Consider the following 15,241-nt stretch of genomic DNA (forward strand, 5'->3'; position numbering starts at 1 on the left):
GCAAAGGCGGCGCCGTGTTGGAGGCGCTGCGCGGCCGGCGGCGGCTGGCGCGCCAGATCGAAGGCGGACGGCTGATACGGTCAGCGCGACGCAGGCGACGACCGCGCGCAACGCGCTGTTGCACGCGCATGGGTGCCCTTGCATGCTGCGATGCACAATAATGGGCGGCCCTCGACCAGGTCCCGGGCATGTCCACTCCCGTCACTCCCCAGGCGCCGCTGTCGCGCCGCGGCTACGTGCTGATCCTGTTCGCATTGGCGATGGGCGGCTTCGCGATCGGCACCAGCGAGTTCTCCACGATGGGCCTGATGCCGTACATCGCGCGCGGGCTGGCGATCGACGCGCCGCAGGTCGGGCACCTGATCAGCGCCTACGCGCTGGGCGTGGTGGTCGGCGCGCCGCTGCTGGCGATCGTCGGCGCGCGCTGGCCGCGGCGCACCCTGCTGCTGGCGCTGATGGGTTTCTACGCGGTCGGCAACCTGGCCAGTGCGCTGGCGCCGGATTACCACAGCATGCTGCTGGTGCGCTTCATCGCCGGGCTGCCGCATGGCGCCTATTTCGGCGTAGCCACCCTGGTCGCCGCGTCGATCAGCCGCCCCGACCAGCGCGGCGCGGCGGTGAGCCGGGTGCTGCTTGGGCTGAACCTGGCGGTACTGATCGGCAATCCGCTGGCGACCTGGCTCGGCCAGGTGGCGCAATGGCGCTACGCGTACGCGTTGGTGGCGGCGATCGCGGTGCTGACCGTGGTGCTTGTCATGCGCCTGCTGCCGGCCGATCCGCACGAGCCGCGGCAGCGGCCGTTGCGCGAGCTGCGCGCGTTCAACCGTCCGCAGGTGTGGCTGGCGCTGGGCATCGGCTCGGTCGGCTTCGCCGGCATGTTCTGCGTGTTCAGTTATCTGGCGCCGACCCTCATCCAGGTCACCGGCGTGTCCGAGCGCTGGATCCCGTTCGCGATGTGCGCGTTCGGCTTCGGCGGCCTGCTCGGCAATCTCGCCGGCGGTTGGCTGTTCGACCGGCTGCAGTTCCGTGCGGTGCCGCTGGTGTTGCTGTGGTCGATGGCCGTGCTGCTGGCCTGGCCGCTGGCCGCACACTCGCCGTGGGCGGTGCTGCCGGCAGTGGTCGCGGTCGGCACGATGGGCGCGCTGGCGCCGGTGCTGCAGACCCGGCTGATGGATGTGGCCAGCGAAGCGCAGACCCTGGCCGCGGCCTCCAACCATGCCGCGTTCAACCTGGCCAACGCGCTGGGGCCGTGGATGGGCGGGATTGCGATCAGCGCCGGGCTGGGCTGGACCTCGACCGGCTACGTCGGCGCGGCGGCGGCGCTGGGCGGCCTGCTGGTGTACCTGTGGGCGCGCCACGACGCGCGCCGTGCGCAGCGCTTGGCGACCGCTGGCTAAGCGAGTAAGTGCGCGTTTCGACTTGACGCGCGCCTGACTGCTTGCACGGGCGACGCGGTCGCCCGTGCCTGACGCGCTAGGCGTGGCTCAGCGCTGCGCCTGCGTGTTGTGCGACAGCCGCCGCAACGCATCCAGCTTGGCCTGATAGCGCGGCTGCGCGGTCTTGTCGGCGTGCGCCAGCGCCTGCTGCAGCGCCGTGTTCGCGCGGCGCGCATCGCCGTTGAGCAGATACGCGCGGGCGAGGGCGAAATAGCGCAGGTCCGCGCCGTCGTACAGCCGCAGCGCATGCCGGTAGTCGCCGATCGCCGCAGCGTAGTCCTGGTGCCGCTCCGCCTCGTTGCCGAGCAGATACTGATGGAGCGGGTCGGTCGGCTGCACGCGTTGCAGGCGCGCCAGCATCGCCGCCTCGCGCCGGCGATCGCCCAGGCGCCGGGGTACAGGATGGCGGCGTTGGACAGTGCGGATACAGGGTTGGGGTCGACCGCCAGCGCGGTCGCGTAGTCCTGCGCTGCCGCTTGCCCATCGCCCTGGCGCAGCGCCAGCACGCCGAGGTTGTTCCAGGCCGCGGCCAAGTCGCGGTCCATCTGCAGCGCCATCGCCAGATGCTGTTGCGCGGCGGGCAGGTCGCCGTCGGCCATCAGTTCGGCGCCGCGGTTGTTGTAGTAGTGGGCCAGCGCGCGGCGGTCGGAGATCGGCTGCGGGCCGCGCCGGTCCATCAGCACGCTGCGGTCCAGGTCGATGCTGGCATGGCGTCCGTCGAGACGCACGCCGACGTTGACGTGGCCGGCGTTGTATAGCGCATAGCCGTCCTGGTACCAGCTCAGCACCCGGCCCACTTCTTCCACCTGCGCGTCCAGCCCGACGTCGCGTGCCATGGCCACGAACAGCAGGGTGAAGAACAGGCAATTGACGCGGTGCGTGGCGTAGGTCTCGGCGATGCTGTGGGTGGCCTTGGCGTCGTACTGCAGATCCAGGGCGTCGGCATCGAAGGCGAACTTCACCAGTTGCTGCGGCGTTGCTCGCACGGGACGCGCAGATCGACGCGCTGTCGCATCAGCGCATGCAGCGCAGGCGGGACGCGCATGATCTGGTCCGCCGCGGGCGGCGCGGGTGGTGGCGCGATCGCTGTGGCAGCGACCAGGGCGAACGCGGTCCAACCGAACATGGCGCACTCGCGGCGACCCGGAATGGGAGGGTCGCGGCGCAACTATCGCCCTTTGCCGGCGCGCTGGATCTGCCGGAAGACGCAGTCGATCGCGACGCGGCTTGCGGCAGGCCGATGCCGCGTATTCATCCACAGCGGCTGTGGATGGATGCGCGGCAAGGATGTGGATAACCTCGCTGCAGCGTGCTGTGCCAGTATGCGCAGACGGCCTGGCGAAAATATCGCCAGGCCGTCCGTGTGCCGTTTCGGTCGCGTTGTCGTGGGCAGCGGCGCAAGGCCGGCCGGAGCCGCTGCAGCACGCGGCATCGTGTGCTGCGGAAGCGTTCGGTAGACGCCCTCGCGAAGGCATGTGCCTGCCAGTGGCGAAAACAGGCGCTACACCCGGTTCCCGATTGCCCGCTCCGTCCCGTCCCGGCCCGGTCTCCAGGCGCGGCATAGAACAGACGCAGGTGCCGCGTATGCCCCTTTATGGCCGCCCTCGCGGCGGAGGGCGGCCAATGCGGCGCTCGCCGATCAGAACTCCTGCCAGTCCTTGTCCGTGGCCAACGCGGGGACGGACTGCAGGCGCCGCGCTGCGGCCGGCGCCGCGTCCGTACGGGCGACACGCTTTGGCGTCGCTGTTGCCGCGGCGCGCGTCGCGCGCACCGGCGCGGTGCGTTCATCCAGCTTGAACAGGGCCACCGCCTGGGTCAGTTCGGTCGCCTGCTGCTCCATCGAGCGCGCCGCGGCGCTGGCCTCTTCCACCAGGGCCGCATTCTGCTGGGTGCTCTCGTCCATCTGGGTCACGGTCTGGTTGACCTGCTCGATGCCGGCGTACTGCTCCTGCGAGGCGGCGGAGATCTCGCCCATGATGTCGGTGACGCGCTGCACCGAGGACACGATCTCGTGCATGGTCTTGCCGGCCTGGCCGACCAGCGCCGAGCCTTCGGCGACGCGGCTGACCGAGTCGTCGATCAGTTCCTTGATCTCCTTGGCCGCACTGGCCGAACGCTGCGCCAGGGTGCGCACTTCCGAGGCGACCACGGCGAAGCCGCGGCCCTGCTCGCCGGCACGCGCCGCTTCCACCGCCGCATTCAAGGCCAGGATGTTGGTCTGGAAGGCGATGCCGTCGATGACGCTGATGATGTCGGCGATCCTCTTCGAGGAGGCCTCGATGCCGCTCATCGTGGTCACCACCTGGCCGACTACCTCGCCGCCCTGCGACGCGACCGAGCCGGCGCCCGCTGCGAGCTGATTGGCCTGGCGCGCATGTTCGGCGTTCTGCTTCACGGTGGAGGTCAATTCCTCCATCGAGGCGGCGGTCTCTTCCAGGCTGGCGGCCTGCTGTTCGGTGCGGCGCGACAGGTCGTCGTTGCCGGCGGCGATCTCGCTGGCCGCGGCGTTGATCGACACCGCCGAATGCTTGATCCGGCCGACGATCTCCGACAGCTGCTCGGCGGTGGCGTTGGCGTCGTCGCGCATCTGCGCGAACACGCCATGGAACTCGCCGTGCATGCGCGCGGTCAGGTCACCGGCGGCGATGGATTGCAGCAAGGCCGACAAGGATTGCAGGTTGCCGTCGGCCGTAGTCATCAGCTGATTGAGGCTTTCGACCATGACCCGGAAATCGAACTGGAAGCGCTCGGCATCGCCGCGGGCGCTGAAGTCGCCGTCGGCGGCGGACTGCGCCAGTTGCTTGATCTGGCCATTCATCGCCGAGAGGTTGACCTTCACCTCGTCCATGGTCTGGGTGAACGTCGCCTTCTCGCCGGGCAGGCGGTCCATGTCGTGGCTGAGGTCGCCGACCGCATAGCGTCCCATGATCCGCGCCAGCTGCAGCTGCACTTCGACATGCGAGCCGACCACGGCATTGGTTTCCGCCGCCATGCGCCCGTAATCACCGGGGAAGGCGGCTGCGTCCATGCGATAGCTGATCTGGCCCGCCTCGTGGCGCTTGGCCATGTCCATCTGCGCGGCGATCAGGCTGCGCATCTGCTGTTGCATGCCATGCATCGCGCCGAGCAGGCGGCCGGTTTCGTCGGTGGCCTGGGTCTGCACATCGTTGTCCAGCTTGCCGCCGGCGATGGCCTCGGCAGCGCGGGTGGCTCGGTTCAGCGGCAACACCAGACTGCGGGTGATCAGCAGCGCCAGCGCAATGCTGACCAGCACCACCGCGAGGCCACCGGCGATCAGCAGTGCACGGCCGTGGTCCATCGCCGTATTCGCTTCGGCATACGCCGTGGCAGCGAGCGCGCGCTGCCGATCCGAAAACGTGGTGAGGGCGTGTTGCCACTTCTGGGTCGCCGGAGCGGCGCGCTTCATCAGTGCAGACAGCGCCTCGTCGGACTTGCCGTTCATCCCCAGGTCGAACACTTCCTGGTTGGCCGCGCGCGATTGCGCGTAGGCGAGATCGATCTGCTTGCGCATTTCCTGGCCAATCGGGTTGGTGGCCGGAATCGCATAGAGCCGATCGTGGACTTCGTCGTAACCCTTCAGTTGCTGCTCGACGACCTTGGCGAACTGGATGTTCTGCTCCTGCGTGGTCGGCAGCACGATGTTGCGCAGGTTGACGGCGATGACCGAACTGGCCTGCAGCATGTCGTTGGTGTATTGAAGGATGGTGATGTTGCGATTGGCGATGCTGTCCAGCCGCTCGCGCGCTTGCGCCAGGGTCACCAGGCCGGCAACGACGAGTGCGCAGGAAAGCAGGATGAGCAGGCCGAAGCCAGAGGAAAGGCGCGTGCCGACGTTGTAGCGCTGGAGGAGTCCGTTCATTCGTAGTTCCCAAAAAAGGGTGAGGTGAGGTGTGCGCGGCGACCCGGAAGTCGCGTGAGCCGAGCTCGGACATAACGGGCGACGGCGGGTGCAGAGACTCGCAGCGGCGGCATTGCAGCGACTGGCAAGGCCAAGTCTCGGTGCGCACTGCGTCTTGTCGAGGCTTAAACAAGATAACGGCGGCCATGTTCGATTCTTAATGGATAAGTTCTTCGACATCGTTGCCGGGCGACGTTGCGCACTGCTCGGCGCGTGGCCAGAAGCGCTGCGGCTTGGGCCGAAACGCGCCGGAATCTAGCGAGAATCGGGCAGTAACAGGATTCGCCATACTGTCGCGTACTGCGGCATTGGCGTTGATGCCACCTGTGATCCCGACCTCAAGCTCGCTTCTGCGAGCAGCTGCAGAAGACGCGCCCAGCACCGAACGGATGCCTGCATGCAGCGTGGCGTCGTCTGCGCATCGGCGATGAATGCCTGTTCATGCCTGCCAGCACCGCGTGAGGACGCAAGCGTTTCGGCTCACGTGCACTTTATGCCCAGGCGTCCAGCATCCTTCCCACGACGCAACGCGGCAAGACTCTTCATACCGCGGCCGAGCGAAATCCAGGGAACACGACCCGACTTGCCCGTTGCGCGATGTTCGCCGGCCCATTGCAGAAGGAGTTCCATCCATGAGCATTCAGAGCAAGACCACCCACAGCCTCAACGACCTCATCGCCATCTCCCGCGACGGCAATGAGTTCTACGAAGAAGCGGCGCAGAAGGTCGGCGATACCGAGTTGTCGGCGCTGTTCCTGCGCATTGCCGGGGTCAAGTCCGACATCGTCAGCAGCCTGAGCGCGGTGGTCCAGGCGGTCGGCGGCAAGCCCGACGAGCACGGCACGCTGGTCGGCGGCATGCAGCAGATGTACGGCAAGGTGCGCGCGACGCTGGGCGACACCAAGTACGGCTACGTGGCCGAGCTGGAAGAGTCCGAGGATCGCCTGTTGAAGGCGTTCAACGAGACCATCGCCGACAGCGATACCCCGGTCGCCGCACGCGATGCCGCCACCAAGCTGCTGCCGGAAGTGCGCGCGTGTCACGACGTGATGCGCAACCGCAAGCTGGCGATGAAGAACGCGGCCTGAGCCGCAGGCCGGACTCGCGTCCGGCCGTCATCGACGGCAAGGCACGTTGCGATTCGCGCGGATCGCAACTTGCCGACGCTGAAAGGCGCAAAGGCCGACCGGATTCCGTCCGGTCGGCCTTTTGCGTTTTCGAAGCGAGCGGTCGCGCGCCTGGCGCAACGCGCTTGCTACCATGACGGTCCCTGTCCCGTCGCCGCAGCGCCCGCGGCTTTCGCCCTCTGCCGATGGCCCACGATCCTTCTTCCGCAAACGCGCAGTTCTCGCTCGGCTTCGCTGTGCCGGCGCCGCGCGAGAGCCTGTTCTTCGCTGTGCTGCCGGACCCGGCCACCGCACAGCGCGCCTTCGCACTGGGCGAGCGCCTGCGTGCCGAACATGGCCTGCGCGGTCGCGCGCTGCCGGTGGAACGTCTGCACCTGACCCTGCACTATCTCGGCGAGTACGCCGGCATTCCGCCGCAGCTGCTGCGGCAGGCGCATGCGGCCGGACAGGCACTGACGGCGGCGCCGTTCGAGCTGTGTTTCGATCGGGTCGCCAGCTTCGGCGGCCGTGCCCGCACGCGGCCGCTGGTATTGCTTGGCGACGGCGAGCCGCCCGCGCTGCGTCGACTGCGCGAGGCGCTGCAACAGCAACTAGCCCGCCAGGGCGTGGCCACGCGCGCCGACGCGGCCTATCTCCCGCATATCACCCTCAGCTACGACGAGCAGACAGTGCCGCCGCAAACCGTGCCGGAGCTGCGCTGCACGGTCGCCACGCTGAGCCTGATCCGCAGCGTGCAAGGGCAGGGGCGCTATGCGCACGAAGCGACCTGGCCGCTGTCGGCGGATGCGGCCGGGCCTGCGTCTGCCGGCGGCAGGGCGATGCGATGAGCGAACCGGCGCCGCCGCTGGCCCTGCCCGCCGCGCAGTGGGAACAGTTGCAGGCGGCCTATGCCACGCCGCCGCGCGCCTACCACCATTTCGGCCACGTGCAGGCGGTGCTGGGCCACTACGCCGAGGTCGCCGCAGTGCTGGGCTGGCTGCAGCCGCGCGAGGTCTACCTGGCGGTGCTCTATCACGATGCGGTGTATCAGGCCTGGCGCAGCGACAACGAGGCGCAGTCGGCGCGCCTGGCGCAGGCGGCGATCGCGCAGTGGTTGCCCGACGCCGGGCTGGATGCGGCACGCGTGGCTGCGCTGATCGAACTGACCGCGCGTCACGGGCGACTGTCCGCCGCGGCGGTGGACGCCGAGGCGGCGCTGTTCCTGGACTGCGACATGGCCATCCTCGGCGCCGATCCCGCCGGATTCGCCGCCTACGATCGCGCCATCGCCGAGGAGTACCGCGGCGTGGTGCCGGGCTGGCTGTACCGGCGCAAGCGCCGCGCGTTCCTGCAGACGGTGCTGGCGCAGCCGCGCATCTTCCTCAGCGACTGGTTCCATGCGCGCTACGACGCGGCGGCGCGCGCCAATCTGGGCCAGGCGGTCGGCTGAGCCGGCCGGGCCGGCGTTCTACAATGCGCGCCTGTTCACGCCGCTGGCGTGCCACCCGCTGCGCACCGTGATGTCCGATCCCGATTCCGCCCCTGCCGATCCGTGCCCGCAAGCGCCGCAGCCGCCGCTGCCCAGCGATTGCTGCAACAGCGGGTGTCCGCTGTGCGTGCACGACCTGTACAACGACGAAGTGGCGCGCTATCGGCAGGCGCTGGCGGCGTGGCGGCTGCGCCATCCCGAGGCCGGCCCGGGCGCGTGAGCGCCCGCCGCGGGTTGCCGCAGCCTGCGCTGGCGCCGCTATCTGCGCGAGTTGCGGCGGCCGGCCGGCGAGCTTCCGACGTACCCCGCATGAACCGGCGTCCGCGCCGTGCTTCGCGCGACCGCCGTTCGGGATTATCTTTGACATGTCTTTTCAGGATTGCCAGATGATGCGAATGCGTGGCGGATGGATGTGGGGATGTGCGTTGGCCGGGCTGACCGCCATGGCCGCCGCCGCGGCGGCGCCTGCCGCGCCAGCGGCGACACCGCCCGCGGTCCCGGAAAAACTCAGCCACGGTCGCTTCGAACAGGTCCCGGTGCTGCTGCCGCAGGGCGAAGCGCAGCGCGTGGTGCTGTGGTTCGCCGGCGGCAAACACGGCGCGGCCGCGCGCATGCGCCAGATCGAGGCCTTGCGCGACGACGGCGCGATGGTGGTGGTGATCGACGCTGCGCACCTGCAGGCGGTGCTGGCCAAGATCCCCGGCACCTGCGGTTTTTCCGCCGGCGACGTGGAGAATTTCTCGCGCTACGTGCAGGCCTACTACCACGTGCCGACCTACCGCCTGCCGCTGCTGGTCGGCGATGGCGACGGCGCCGCGCTGGCCTATGCGGTCGCGGCGCAGGCGCCCAAGCACCTGCTGGCCGGCCTGGTCACCGAGGATTTCTGCCCGGTGCAGGTGCTCGACGACCAGATCTGCGGTGCCGGCATCACCGCGCCGGCGCGTGCGCTGCAGCCGGCGGCGCTGCCGCTGCCGTGGCTGAGCGCGATCGATGCGCCGGGCAAGGGCCGCTGCACCCAGCAGAGCGATGCGTTCGTGCAGCAGGTGCCGCAGGCGCAGCAGTTCCGCCGCAGCGCCAGCGGCGATGCCTTGCCAGGGCTGCGTGCGGCCGTGCGCTCGCTTGGCGCGCAGCGCGGGGTCAGCCTGCCGCCGACGCCGGTCGATCTGGCCGGGCTGCCGGTGGTCGAGGTGCCTGCCGCCGCCGGCGCCGCGGCCGCCGACAACGACCACGACCAGGTGTTCGCGATCTTCATCTCCGGCGACGGCGGCTGGGCCGGACTCGACCAGCAGGTCGCCGGCGCGCTGGCCCAGGCCGGCATCCCGGTGGTCGGTGTGGATTCGCTGCGCTACTTCTGGAGCGAGCGCACCCCGCAGGGCTTCGCCACCGACCTGGACCGCATCTACCGCCACTACAGCCACCTGTGGCAGCGCGGGCGGGTGGTGCTGATCGGTTTCTCGCAGGGCGCCGACGTCTTGCCGGCCGCCTACAACCAGTTGCCGCCGACGATGCGCGCCCAGGTGCAGACCACCGCGCTGCTGTCGCTGGGCAAGACCGCCGACTACGAATTCCACGTCTCCAACTGGATCAGTTCCGGCGACGATGGCCTGCCGATCGCCCCGGACGTGGCGAAGATGCCGGCCGCGCAGACCCTGTGCATCTACGGCGAGGACGATGACGACAGCGTCTGCCCGGACCTGCCGCACGGCGGCGCGCAGTTGGTGAAGCTGCCCGGCGACCACCACTTCAAGGGCGACTACGCGGAACTGGCCAGGCAGATAGTGCAGCGGATCGGGGCGAAATAGTCGGGACTCGGGACTCGGGACTCGGGACCGGGAGAACGTTTCTCGGTAAGGCCAACCGCTTTTGCTGTTGCTTTTCCGGGTCCCGAGTCCCGTCTACTCAGGCTTCCTCGGATCCAGCGAAATCAGCCGCGTCACGTCCAGCAACGCCGCCGGCAGGTGCATGCCGCCGGGGGCGGCCAGGTAGCGGGTGCGCCAGGCCGGGGCGAACTTGGACTTGAAGCGGCGCAGGCCGGTGAAGCCGTAGAAACGCTCGCCGTGGCGCACGATCAGGTTGCCGAAACGGTTCCAGCGCCCGGCCAGGCGGTGCTGGGCCAGGCCCGATAGCGGCGCCATGCCCAGCGAGAAGCGCTTGTAGCCCTGTTCGCGGCCCCACAGGAACAGCTCGATGAACAGGAAATCCATGGTGCCCTTCGGCGCATCGGCGATGTGCCGCATCAGGTCCACCGATAGCTCATGCCCGGCCGGCGCCTGCCACAGGTTGGCGAAGGCCACGACCTTGCCCTCGGCCTCGACCACTGCGATCGGGAAGCGGCGCAGATAGGCCGGGTCGAAGCTGCCGAGCGAGAAGCCTTTCTCTTCGCCCGCCTTTTCCTCCAGCCATTGCTGCGACACGTCGGCCAGCACCGGCATCAGCGTGTCGATCTCCTCCAGCGGCACGATGCGGAAGCTCAGCCCGCTGCGCTTGCCGCGGTTCCAGGCCTGGCGCAGGTCGGCGCGGTCGCGGCCTTCAAGGTGGAAGTCTTCCAGCGACACCATCGCTTCCTCGCCCAGCTTGACCAGGGTCAGGCCCAGGTCGAGGTAGGTCTGCCAGTGCTGCTCGCCGACCTGGTAGAACACCGGGCGCAGGCCCAGGCGGTCGGCTTCCTCGCGGAACCGCCAGATCAGCGCCCGCGCGACCTCCGGCGGCCCCACCGGATCGCCCATCGCCACCAGCGAGCCGCCGTAGCGCTGCATCATCACGAAGCCCTGGCCGCTCTCGTCGGGCAACAGCGCCTTGTCGCCGGTCAGCACCAGGCAGGCCTGGGTATCGGTGGCCACGGCCAGCACCGGCGCCAGCGCGTCCAACTGCGCCGTATCGGCCGCCGGCAGCGGCGAGCGCGTGCTGTGCAGCAAGCGCGCCAGCCCGAACACCACCACCGCCACGCTGACCAGCAGCACCGCGCGCAGCGCCCGCGGCGCATTGGCCGAGGTGGCGAACTGCCACCACAACTCGTTCTGGTATTCGACGTGGCTGTAGACGAAGAACAGCAGCCATATGGTCGCGATCAGCACCAGGCCCAGGTTGCGGATCCATGGCCACGACCAGGCCTCGTCGAGCAGCGCGCCCTGCCGGTAGAACTCGCGGCGCGCGCCCCACAGCCCGGCCGCCACCACCAGCGAGGACAGCGCCACCGAGGCGTGGCCGCCGCGCAGCCAGGCCGGCAGCGGCAGCAATACGCAGATACCGATCGCCAGCACCCACGCCGCATGGCTGCGCCGCTGCAGGCCCTGGCCGATCAGCAGCAGCACCACGCCGCCTAGGCTGGACAGCAGGTGCGAGGTTTCCACGATCGACAGCGGTGCCATGCCCAGGCGCCGTTTCGGCGTCGGCAGGGTGCCGTCGATGACCAGCGCCGCGCCGACCGCGAACACCGCCATGGCGATGATCTGCGGCAGCCACGGGCGCAGCGTGCCCCAGGCCACGCGCACCCCGCCGGCGCTGGCCGCCAGCGGCCGGCGCAGGCCCGAGGCCGCGGCCATCAGCACCGACAGCAGCAGCGGCACCACGTAGTAGGTGATGCGGTAGATCAGCGCCGCCGCCAGCACCGCGGCCGGGGCCACGCCGGGCAGCAGCTTGAGCAGGCTCCACTCGAACACGCCCAGCCCGGCCGGCACGGTGGACATCAACCCGGCCACCACCGCGACCAGGTACAGGCCGACGAAGCCGACGAACTCGATCCCCGATTCGTTCGGCAGCAGCACGTAGAACGCGGCGCTGGCCAGGCCCAGTTCGACCACGCTGAGCGCGGTCACGCCGAGCGCGGTGCGCCGGTCCGGCAACCACAGTTCGTGGCTGCGCCAGCGCAGCGTGCGGCCTTCGCGCCCGGCCAGCAGCAGCATCAGGCCGAAGCCGGCCAGCAGCGCGATGCCGAACGCGCGCACCGCCTGCCCGCCGAGCGGCAGCGCCAGCGCCGCCGACGTCGGTTCCAGGGTCAGCGCCAAGGCCAGCAACAGCCAGGCGCCGAACACGAAGCCGAGCGTGCTCATCAGCACCACCTGGCCGATCTCGGCCAGGCCCAGCCCCGCCCGGCCATAGCCGCGCAGGCGCACCGCGCCGCCGGTGAGCGCGGCGAAGCCCAGAGTCTGCCCGACCGCATGCGCCAGGAACGCGGTGACGCCGATCCGCATCGGATGCAGCTTGCGCCCGCTGCGGTGCAGGCCGACCGCGTCGAAGCCGATCAGGCAGGCATAGCTGCTCAGCCCCAGTACCAGGGTCAGTGCGATCTGGCCGACGCCGAGCTGGTTGAAGGCATGGCGGATCGCGGCGTAGCCGTGGGTGCTGAACTCGGTGGCCAGCGCGCGCAGCGCCAGCGCCAGGATCGCCAGGCTGAACACCACCGGCAGCGCACGGCGCCAGCCGGCAGGAGAGGGGGACGCGGGAGATGCGGTGTCGGTCATTGCAGGGCAGCGTAAGCGAAGAAGGGTGGGAACTGTGCGCAGACGCCGGCGGCATCGCGCCGGCTTACGGCGTTGGCGGTGCGGGTCATCGCGGTGGTGCGCCGGCAGGCGGAAAGGGGTTGGTGCATCGCGATATCGGCTGGCCTGGGGCTGTACCGGCGGCACCGGCGACGCGCATCATAGTGGAATCGCACGTCGGCACCGCGTCGGCGTGCGTGCAGGGTGCCGGCGTCGATGCGCGCTGCGCATCGTGTTTCCCGCTACGACCCGGAGCCGATCCCATGCCCTCGCCCCTGGCCCCGCCTCCGCGCCGCCGTATTGGCCGCGCGCCGCCGGCGCCCTCGCCACGCTGCTATGCCTGCTGTTCCTCGGCGTGGCGCTGGCGCTGCAACTGCTGCGCGCGGACCTGCACTGGCAGCAGGCGACGCTGAGCCTGTACCTGCACGGCCCCGGCGGACTGCTGCTGCGCATTGTCTACGTGCTGCTGGCGGCGAGCATCGTCGCGCTGGCCGCCGGCCTGTATGCGCAGGCGCCGCCGCGGGCACGCAGCGCCGCGCCGCTGCTGCTGTTCGCGGTCGCCGCACTGGGCCTGTGCGGGGTGGCGATCGGCGACAGCTACCTGCCGCAGCGCGCACCGTTGCTGGCGCCGTTGTTGCACGGGCTGTTCGCGCAGACCGCGTTCCTGTGCGCGACCAGCGCGATGCTGCTGCAGAGCGCCTGGCTGCGCCGGCAGGCGCCGTGGCAGGGCCGTGCCGGCACGCTGTCGGCCCTGGCGGTGGCGGCGTTCGTGGCGCTGTGGGTGCACGTGCTGTGGCGCGCGCCGCCGCGCGGGCTGACCCAGAAGCTGGCGATCGCGCTGATTCTGGCCTGGCTGCTGCTGGTCGCCTACCGGCTGTGGCGGCCTGCAGGCGAGGCGCAATCGCGCGACAATGCCCGGGTTTCCCCTCTTCAGGACACTGCCTCATGATCCAGCGATTCGATACCGGCCCGCGCATGTCGGAAATGACCGTGCACAACGGCGTGGCCTACCTGGCCGGGCAGATCGCCGACGACGCCAGCGCCGACATCGCCGGCCAGACCCGCCAGGTCCTGGCGGCGATCGACGAACTGCTGGCGCGTGCCGCCACCGACAAGAGCAAGGTCCTGCGCGCGGAGATCTACATGACCGACCTGGCCGAGTTCGCCGAGATGAACAAGATCTGGGAAACCTGGGTCTGCCCGGGCAGCACCCCGGCGCGCGCCACGGTGCAGGCCAGGCTGGCCAACCCGGAGTGGAAGATCGAGATCGTGATCACGGCGGCGGTGTGAGTGGGGCCGGGACTCGGGACTCGGGACTCGGGACTCGGGACTCGGGACTCGGGATTTTCGCAAGTTCGCAGCTTTTGTGCCTTTCTGTAGGAGGGGCTTCAGCCCCGACGCGTTACCGGTAAGGCGTCGGGGCTGAAGCCCCTCCTACAAAAAAGCAGCTGCGACGGAGCTGCAAAAAAAGCCGCTTTTTTTTAAAAAAAATTGGCCCTTTTTGCATCAAATCGCTTGACATCGATATGCACCGGGACATCATCCTGCTGTCCCGAGTCCCGAGTCCCGAGTCCCGAGTCCCGAGTCCCGAGTCCCGAGTCCCGAGTCCCGAGTCCCGAGTCCCGAGTCCCGAGTCCCGAGTCCCGAGTCCCGAGTCCCGAGTCCCGAGTCCCGAGTCCCGAGTCCCGAGTCCCGAGTCCCGAGTCCCGAGTCCCGAGTCCCGAGTCCCGCCGCCTCAGCGCCTGACGAACCGGTAATGCGCCACGCCCCACTGCTGGCCCTGTTCGTAGCCGAACAGTTCCGCGCAGGCCATCCAGAACATGCGCCAGCGTTGCCACCAGATCTTCGCGTCGGCGCCGTAGGTTCCCTGCAGTACCTGCATCAGTTCGGCGCGATGCCGGTCCTGGTTGCGTAGCCAGGCGTTGGCGGTCTTTTCGTAGTGTTCGCCGGACAGCAGCCAGCGCCGTTCCAGCGTCAGGTCGTCCTGGAACTGCAGCAAGGTGTCGGCGGCCGGCATCAGTCCGCCGGTGAAGAAGTGCCGGCCCATCCAGTTGTCCTCGCCCTGCACCTCGAACGGGTAGGCCAGGTCGCGGTGGCAGAAGATGTGCACGAACAGCCGGCCGCCCGGCATCAGCCATTGGCCGATCCGCGCCAGCAGTTCGCGGTAGTTGCGCATGTGCTCGAACATCTCGATCGACACCACGCGGTCGAAGCTCGCATGCGGCAGGCTCAGGGTGTTGGCGTCGTGAGTGATGACCTCCACGTTGCGCAGCCCGCGCGCGCGGCACTGCGCCTCGATGTGCTCGCGCTGCGGCCGCGAGTTGGACACCGCGGTGATGCGCGCGCCGGGGTAGTGCTCGGCCATCCACAGGGTCAGCGACCCCCAGCCGCAGCCCAGTTCGAGGATGCGCTGGCGGTCGCGCAGCTGCGCGCGTTCGGCGTACAGGTGCAGCATGCGCTCCTCGGCCGCGTCGAGGTCCTTGGTGCCGGCGTCCCAGTAGCAGCTGCTGTACTTCAGGCGCTTGCCCAGGCACAGCTCGAAGAAGCGCGGCGGCAGTTCGTAGTGCTGGCGGTTGGCGGCCTCGGTCTCGATCGCGATGGCGCTGCCGCGCAAGGCCTCGACGAACACGCGCTGGCGTTCCCAGGCGGCGTCGGCGCCGCCGCTGCGCTCATCGCGCAGGCGTTGCGCGCACAGCTTGCGCATCGCCGCGCGCAGCAGCGCGTCGGGCAGCAGGCCGGATTCGGCCACGCGGGTGGCAAACGGTTCGGCCGGCAGCACGGGGGGAGGCGAAGTGGCGAGGGCGCTGGACATC

14 protein-coding genes are annotated in these 15,241 nt (G+C 69.5%); 10 read left to right on the plus strand and 4 right to left on the minus strand.

The genetic code is table 11. The features are described 5' to 3' along the window. Positions 1 to 188: 188 nt before the first annotated feature. Complete coding sequence (locus tag KHF85_RS07005) at positions 189 to 1,397, plus strand: MFS transporter (protein ID WP_284569020.1); 1,209 nt, start codon at positions 189 to 191, stop codon at positions 1,395 to 1,397. Here the strand turns inward: KHF85_RS07005 and KHF85_RS20600 are convergent. Next, the gene (locus tag KHF85_RS20600; RefSeq protein ID WP_409976695.1) at positions 1,394 to 1,993 is read right to left on the minus strand and encodes a tetratricopeptide repeat protein; all 600 of its coding nucleotides are present in this window, start codon (positions 1,991 to 1,993) and stop codon (positions 1,394 to 1,396) included. The genes KHF85_RS07005 and KHF85_RS20600 overlap by 4 nt on opposite strands. Here KHF85_RS20600 and KHF85_RS07015 point away from each other — a divergent pair. Next, positions 1,913 to 2,194, plus strand: a complete 282-nt coding sequence (locus KHF85_RS07015; RefSeq protein WP_284569022.1) for a hypothetical protein — start codon at positions 1,913 to 1,915, stop codon at positions 2,192 to 2,194. The two genes, KHF85_RS20600 and KHF85_RS07015, sit on opposite strands and share 81 nt — an antisense overlap. A gap of 881 nt (positions 2,195 to 3,075) precedes the next feature. On the opposite strand, the gene KHF85_RS07020 is transcribed toward KHF85_RS07015, so the two are convergent. Further along, positions 3,076 to 5,316, minus strand: a complete 2,241-nt coding sequence (locus KHF85_RS07020) for a methyl-accepting chemotaxis protein (protein ID WP_284569493.1) — start codon at positions 5,314 to 5,316, stop codon at positions 3,076 to 3,078. A 671-nt stretch (positions 5,317 to 5,987) separates the two neighbouring features. On the opposite strand from KHF85_RS07020, the gene KHF85_RS07025 reads away from it, so the two are divergent. The 5 genes from KHF85_RS07025 (at position 5,988) to KHF85_RS07045 (ending at position 9,752) form a co-directional block, all read left to right on the plus strand. Then, positions 5,988 to 6,443, plus strand: coding sequence for a PA2169 family four-helix-bundle protein (locus tag KHF85_RS07025; RefSeq protein ID WP_284569023.1), 456 nt, complete (start codon positions 5,988 to 5,990; stop codon positions 6,441 to 6,443). Positions 6,444 to 6,667: 224 nt separating this feature from the next. After that, positions 6,668 to 7,309, plus strand: a complete 642-nt coding sequence (locus tag KHF85_RS07030; RefSeq protein WP_284569024.1) for a 2'-5' RNA ligase family protein — start codon at positions 6,668 to 6,670, stop codon at positions 7,307 to 7,309. Next, the gene (locus tag KHF85_RS07035; protein WP_284569025.1) at positions 7,306 to 7,911 is read left to right on the plus strand and encodes an HD domain-containing protein; all 606 of its coding nucleotides are present in this window, start codon (positions 7,306 to 7,308) and stop codon (positions 7,909 to 7,911) included. Before KHF85_RS07030 ends, KHF85_RS07035 begins: the two co-directional genes overlap by 4 nt. Before the next feature lie 70 nt (positions 7,912 to 7,981). Beyond that, entirely contained in the window at positions 7,982 to 8,170 is a 189-nt protein-coding gene (locus KHF85_RS07040; RefSeq protein ID WP_284569026.1) for an oxidoreductase-like domain-containing protein, read from the plus strand. A 175-nt stretch (positions 8,171 to 8,345) separates the two neighbouring features. Beyond that, positions 8,346 to 9,752 carry a virulence factor family protein gene (locus tag KHF85_RS07045; RefSeq protein ID WP_409976696.1) on the plus strand — a complete coding sequence of 469 codons (1,407 nt, stop codon included), beginning with the start codon at positions 8,346 to 8,348 and terminating at the stop codon, positions 9,750 to 9,752. Between the two features lie 93 nt (positions 9,753 to 9,845). Here the strand turns inward: KHF85_RS07045 and mprF are convergent, their stop codons facing one another. Further along, positions 9,846 to 12,410 carry a bifunctional lysylphosphatidylglycerol flippase/synthetase MprF gene (gene mprF / locus KHF85_RS07050; RefSeq protein ID WP_284569027.1) on the minus strand — a complete coding sequence of 855 codons (2,565 nt, stop codon included), beginning with the start codon at positions 12,408 to 12,410 and terminating at the stop codon, positions 9,846 to 9,848. Between the two features lie 373 nt (positions 12,411 to 12,783). Here mprF and KHF85_RS07055 point away from each other — a divergent pair, with 373 nt between their 5' ends. From KHF85_RS07055 to KHF85_RS07065, 3 genes are all read left to right on the plus strand, one after another. Continuing rightward, on the plus strand, positions 12,784 to 13,377 hold the full coding sequence (locus tag KHF85_RS07055; RefSeq protein WP_284569028.1) for a DUF998 domain-containing protein: 594 nt from the start codon (positions 12,784 to 12,786) through the stop codon (positions 13,375 to 13,377). Then, the gene (locus KHF85_RS07060; RefSeq protein ID WP_284569029.1) at positions 13,374 to 13,718 is read left to right on the plus strand and encodes a RidA family protein; all 345 of its coding nucleotides are present in this window, start codon (positions 13,374 to 13,376) and stop codon (positions 13,716 to 13,718) included. The genes KHF85_RS07055 and KHF85_RS07060 overlap by 4 nt, the downstream gene beginning before the upstream one ends. A gap of 236 nt (positions 13,719 to 13,954) precedes the next feature. Next, positions 13,955 to 14,185, plus strand: a complete 231-nt coding sequence (locus KHF85_RS07065) for a hypothetical protein (protein ID WP_284569030.1) — start codon at positions 13,955 to 13,957, stop codon at positions 14,183 to 14,185. Here the strand turns inward: KHF85_RS07065 and KHF85_RS07070 are convergent. Continuing rightward, complete coding sequence (locus tag KHF85_RS07070) at positions 14,164 to 15,240, minus strand: SAM-dependent methyltransferase (protein ID WP_284569031.1); 1,077 nt, start codon at positions 15,238 to 15,240, stop codon at positions 14,164 to 14,166. The two genes, KHF85_RS07065 and KHF85_RS07070, sit on opposite strands and share 22 nt — an antisense overlap. Between the last annotated feature and the right edge of the window lies 1 nt (position 15,241).

The sequence above is a fragment of the Xanthomonas graminis pv. graminis genome, from assembly GCF_030168915.1.
GTDB lineage: Bacteria > Pseudomonadota > Gammaproteobacteria > Xanthomonadales > Xanthomonadaceae > Xanthomonas_A > Xanthomonas_A translucens.

Excerpts from the sequence above, each read along its gene's own strand:
- KHF85_RS07070 (WP_284569031.1), bottom strand. The coding sequence starts at position 15,240 with ATGTCCAGCGCCCTCGCCACTTCGCCTCCCCCCGTGCTGCCGGCCGAA.
- KHF85_RS07025 (WP_284569023.1), top strand. The coding sequence starts at position 5,988 with ATGAGCATTCAGAGCAAGACCACCCACAGCCTCAACGACCTCATCGCC.
- mprF (WP_284569027.1), bottom strand. The coding sequence starts at position 12,410 with ATGACCGACACCGCATCTCCCGCGTCCCCCTCTCCTGCCGGCTGGCGC.
- KHF85_RS07060 (WP_284569029.1), top strand. The coding sequence starts at position 13,374 with ATGATCCAGCGATTCGATACCGGCCCGCGCATGTCGGAAATGACCGTG.
- KHF85_RS07040 (WP_284569026.1), top strand. The coding sequence starts at position 7,982 with ATGTCCGATCCCGATTCCGCCCCTGCCGATCCGTGCCCGCAAGCGCCG.
- KHF85_RS07035 (WP_284569025.1), top strand. The coding sequence starts at position 7,306 with ATGAGCGAACCGGCGCCGCCGCTGGCCCTGCCCGCCGCGCAGTGGGAA.
- KHF85_RS07065 (WP_284569030.1), top strand. The coding sequence starts at position 13,955 with ATGCACCGGGACATCATCCTGCTGTCCCGAGTCCCGAGTCCCGAGTCC.
- KHF85_RS07020 (WP_284569493.1), bottom strand. The coding sequence starts at position 5,316 with ATGAACGGACTCCTCCAGCGCTACAACGTCGGCACGCGCCTTTCCTCT.
- KHF85_RS07030 (WP_284569024.1), top strand. The coding sequence starts at position 6,668 with ATGGCCCACGATCCTTCTTCCGCAAACGCGCAGTTCTCGCTCGGCTTC.
- KHF85_RS07005 (WP_284569020.1), top strand. The coding sequence starts at position 189 with ATGTCCACTCCCGTCACTCCCCAGGCGCCGCTGTCGCGCCGCGGCTAC.
- KHF85_RS20600 (WP_409976695.1), bottom strand. The coding sequence starts at position 1,993 with ATGGCGCTGCAGATGGACCGCGACTTGGCCGCGGCCTGGAACAACCTC.
- KHF85_RS07045 (WP_409976696.1), top strand. The coding sequence starts at position 8,346 with ATGCGTGGCGGATGGATGTGGGGATGTGCGTTGGCCGGGCTGACCGCC.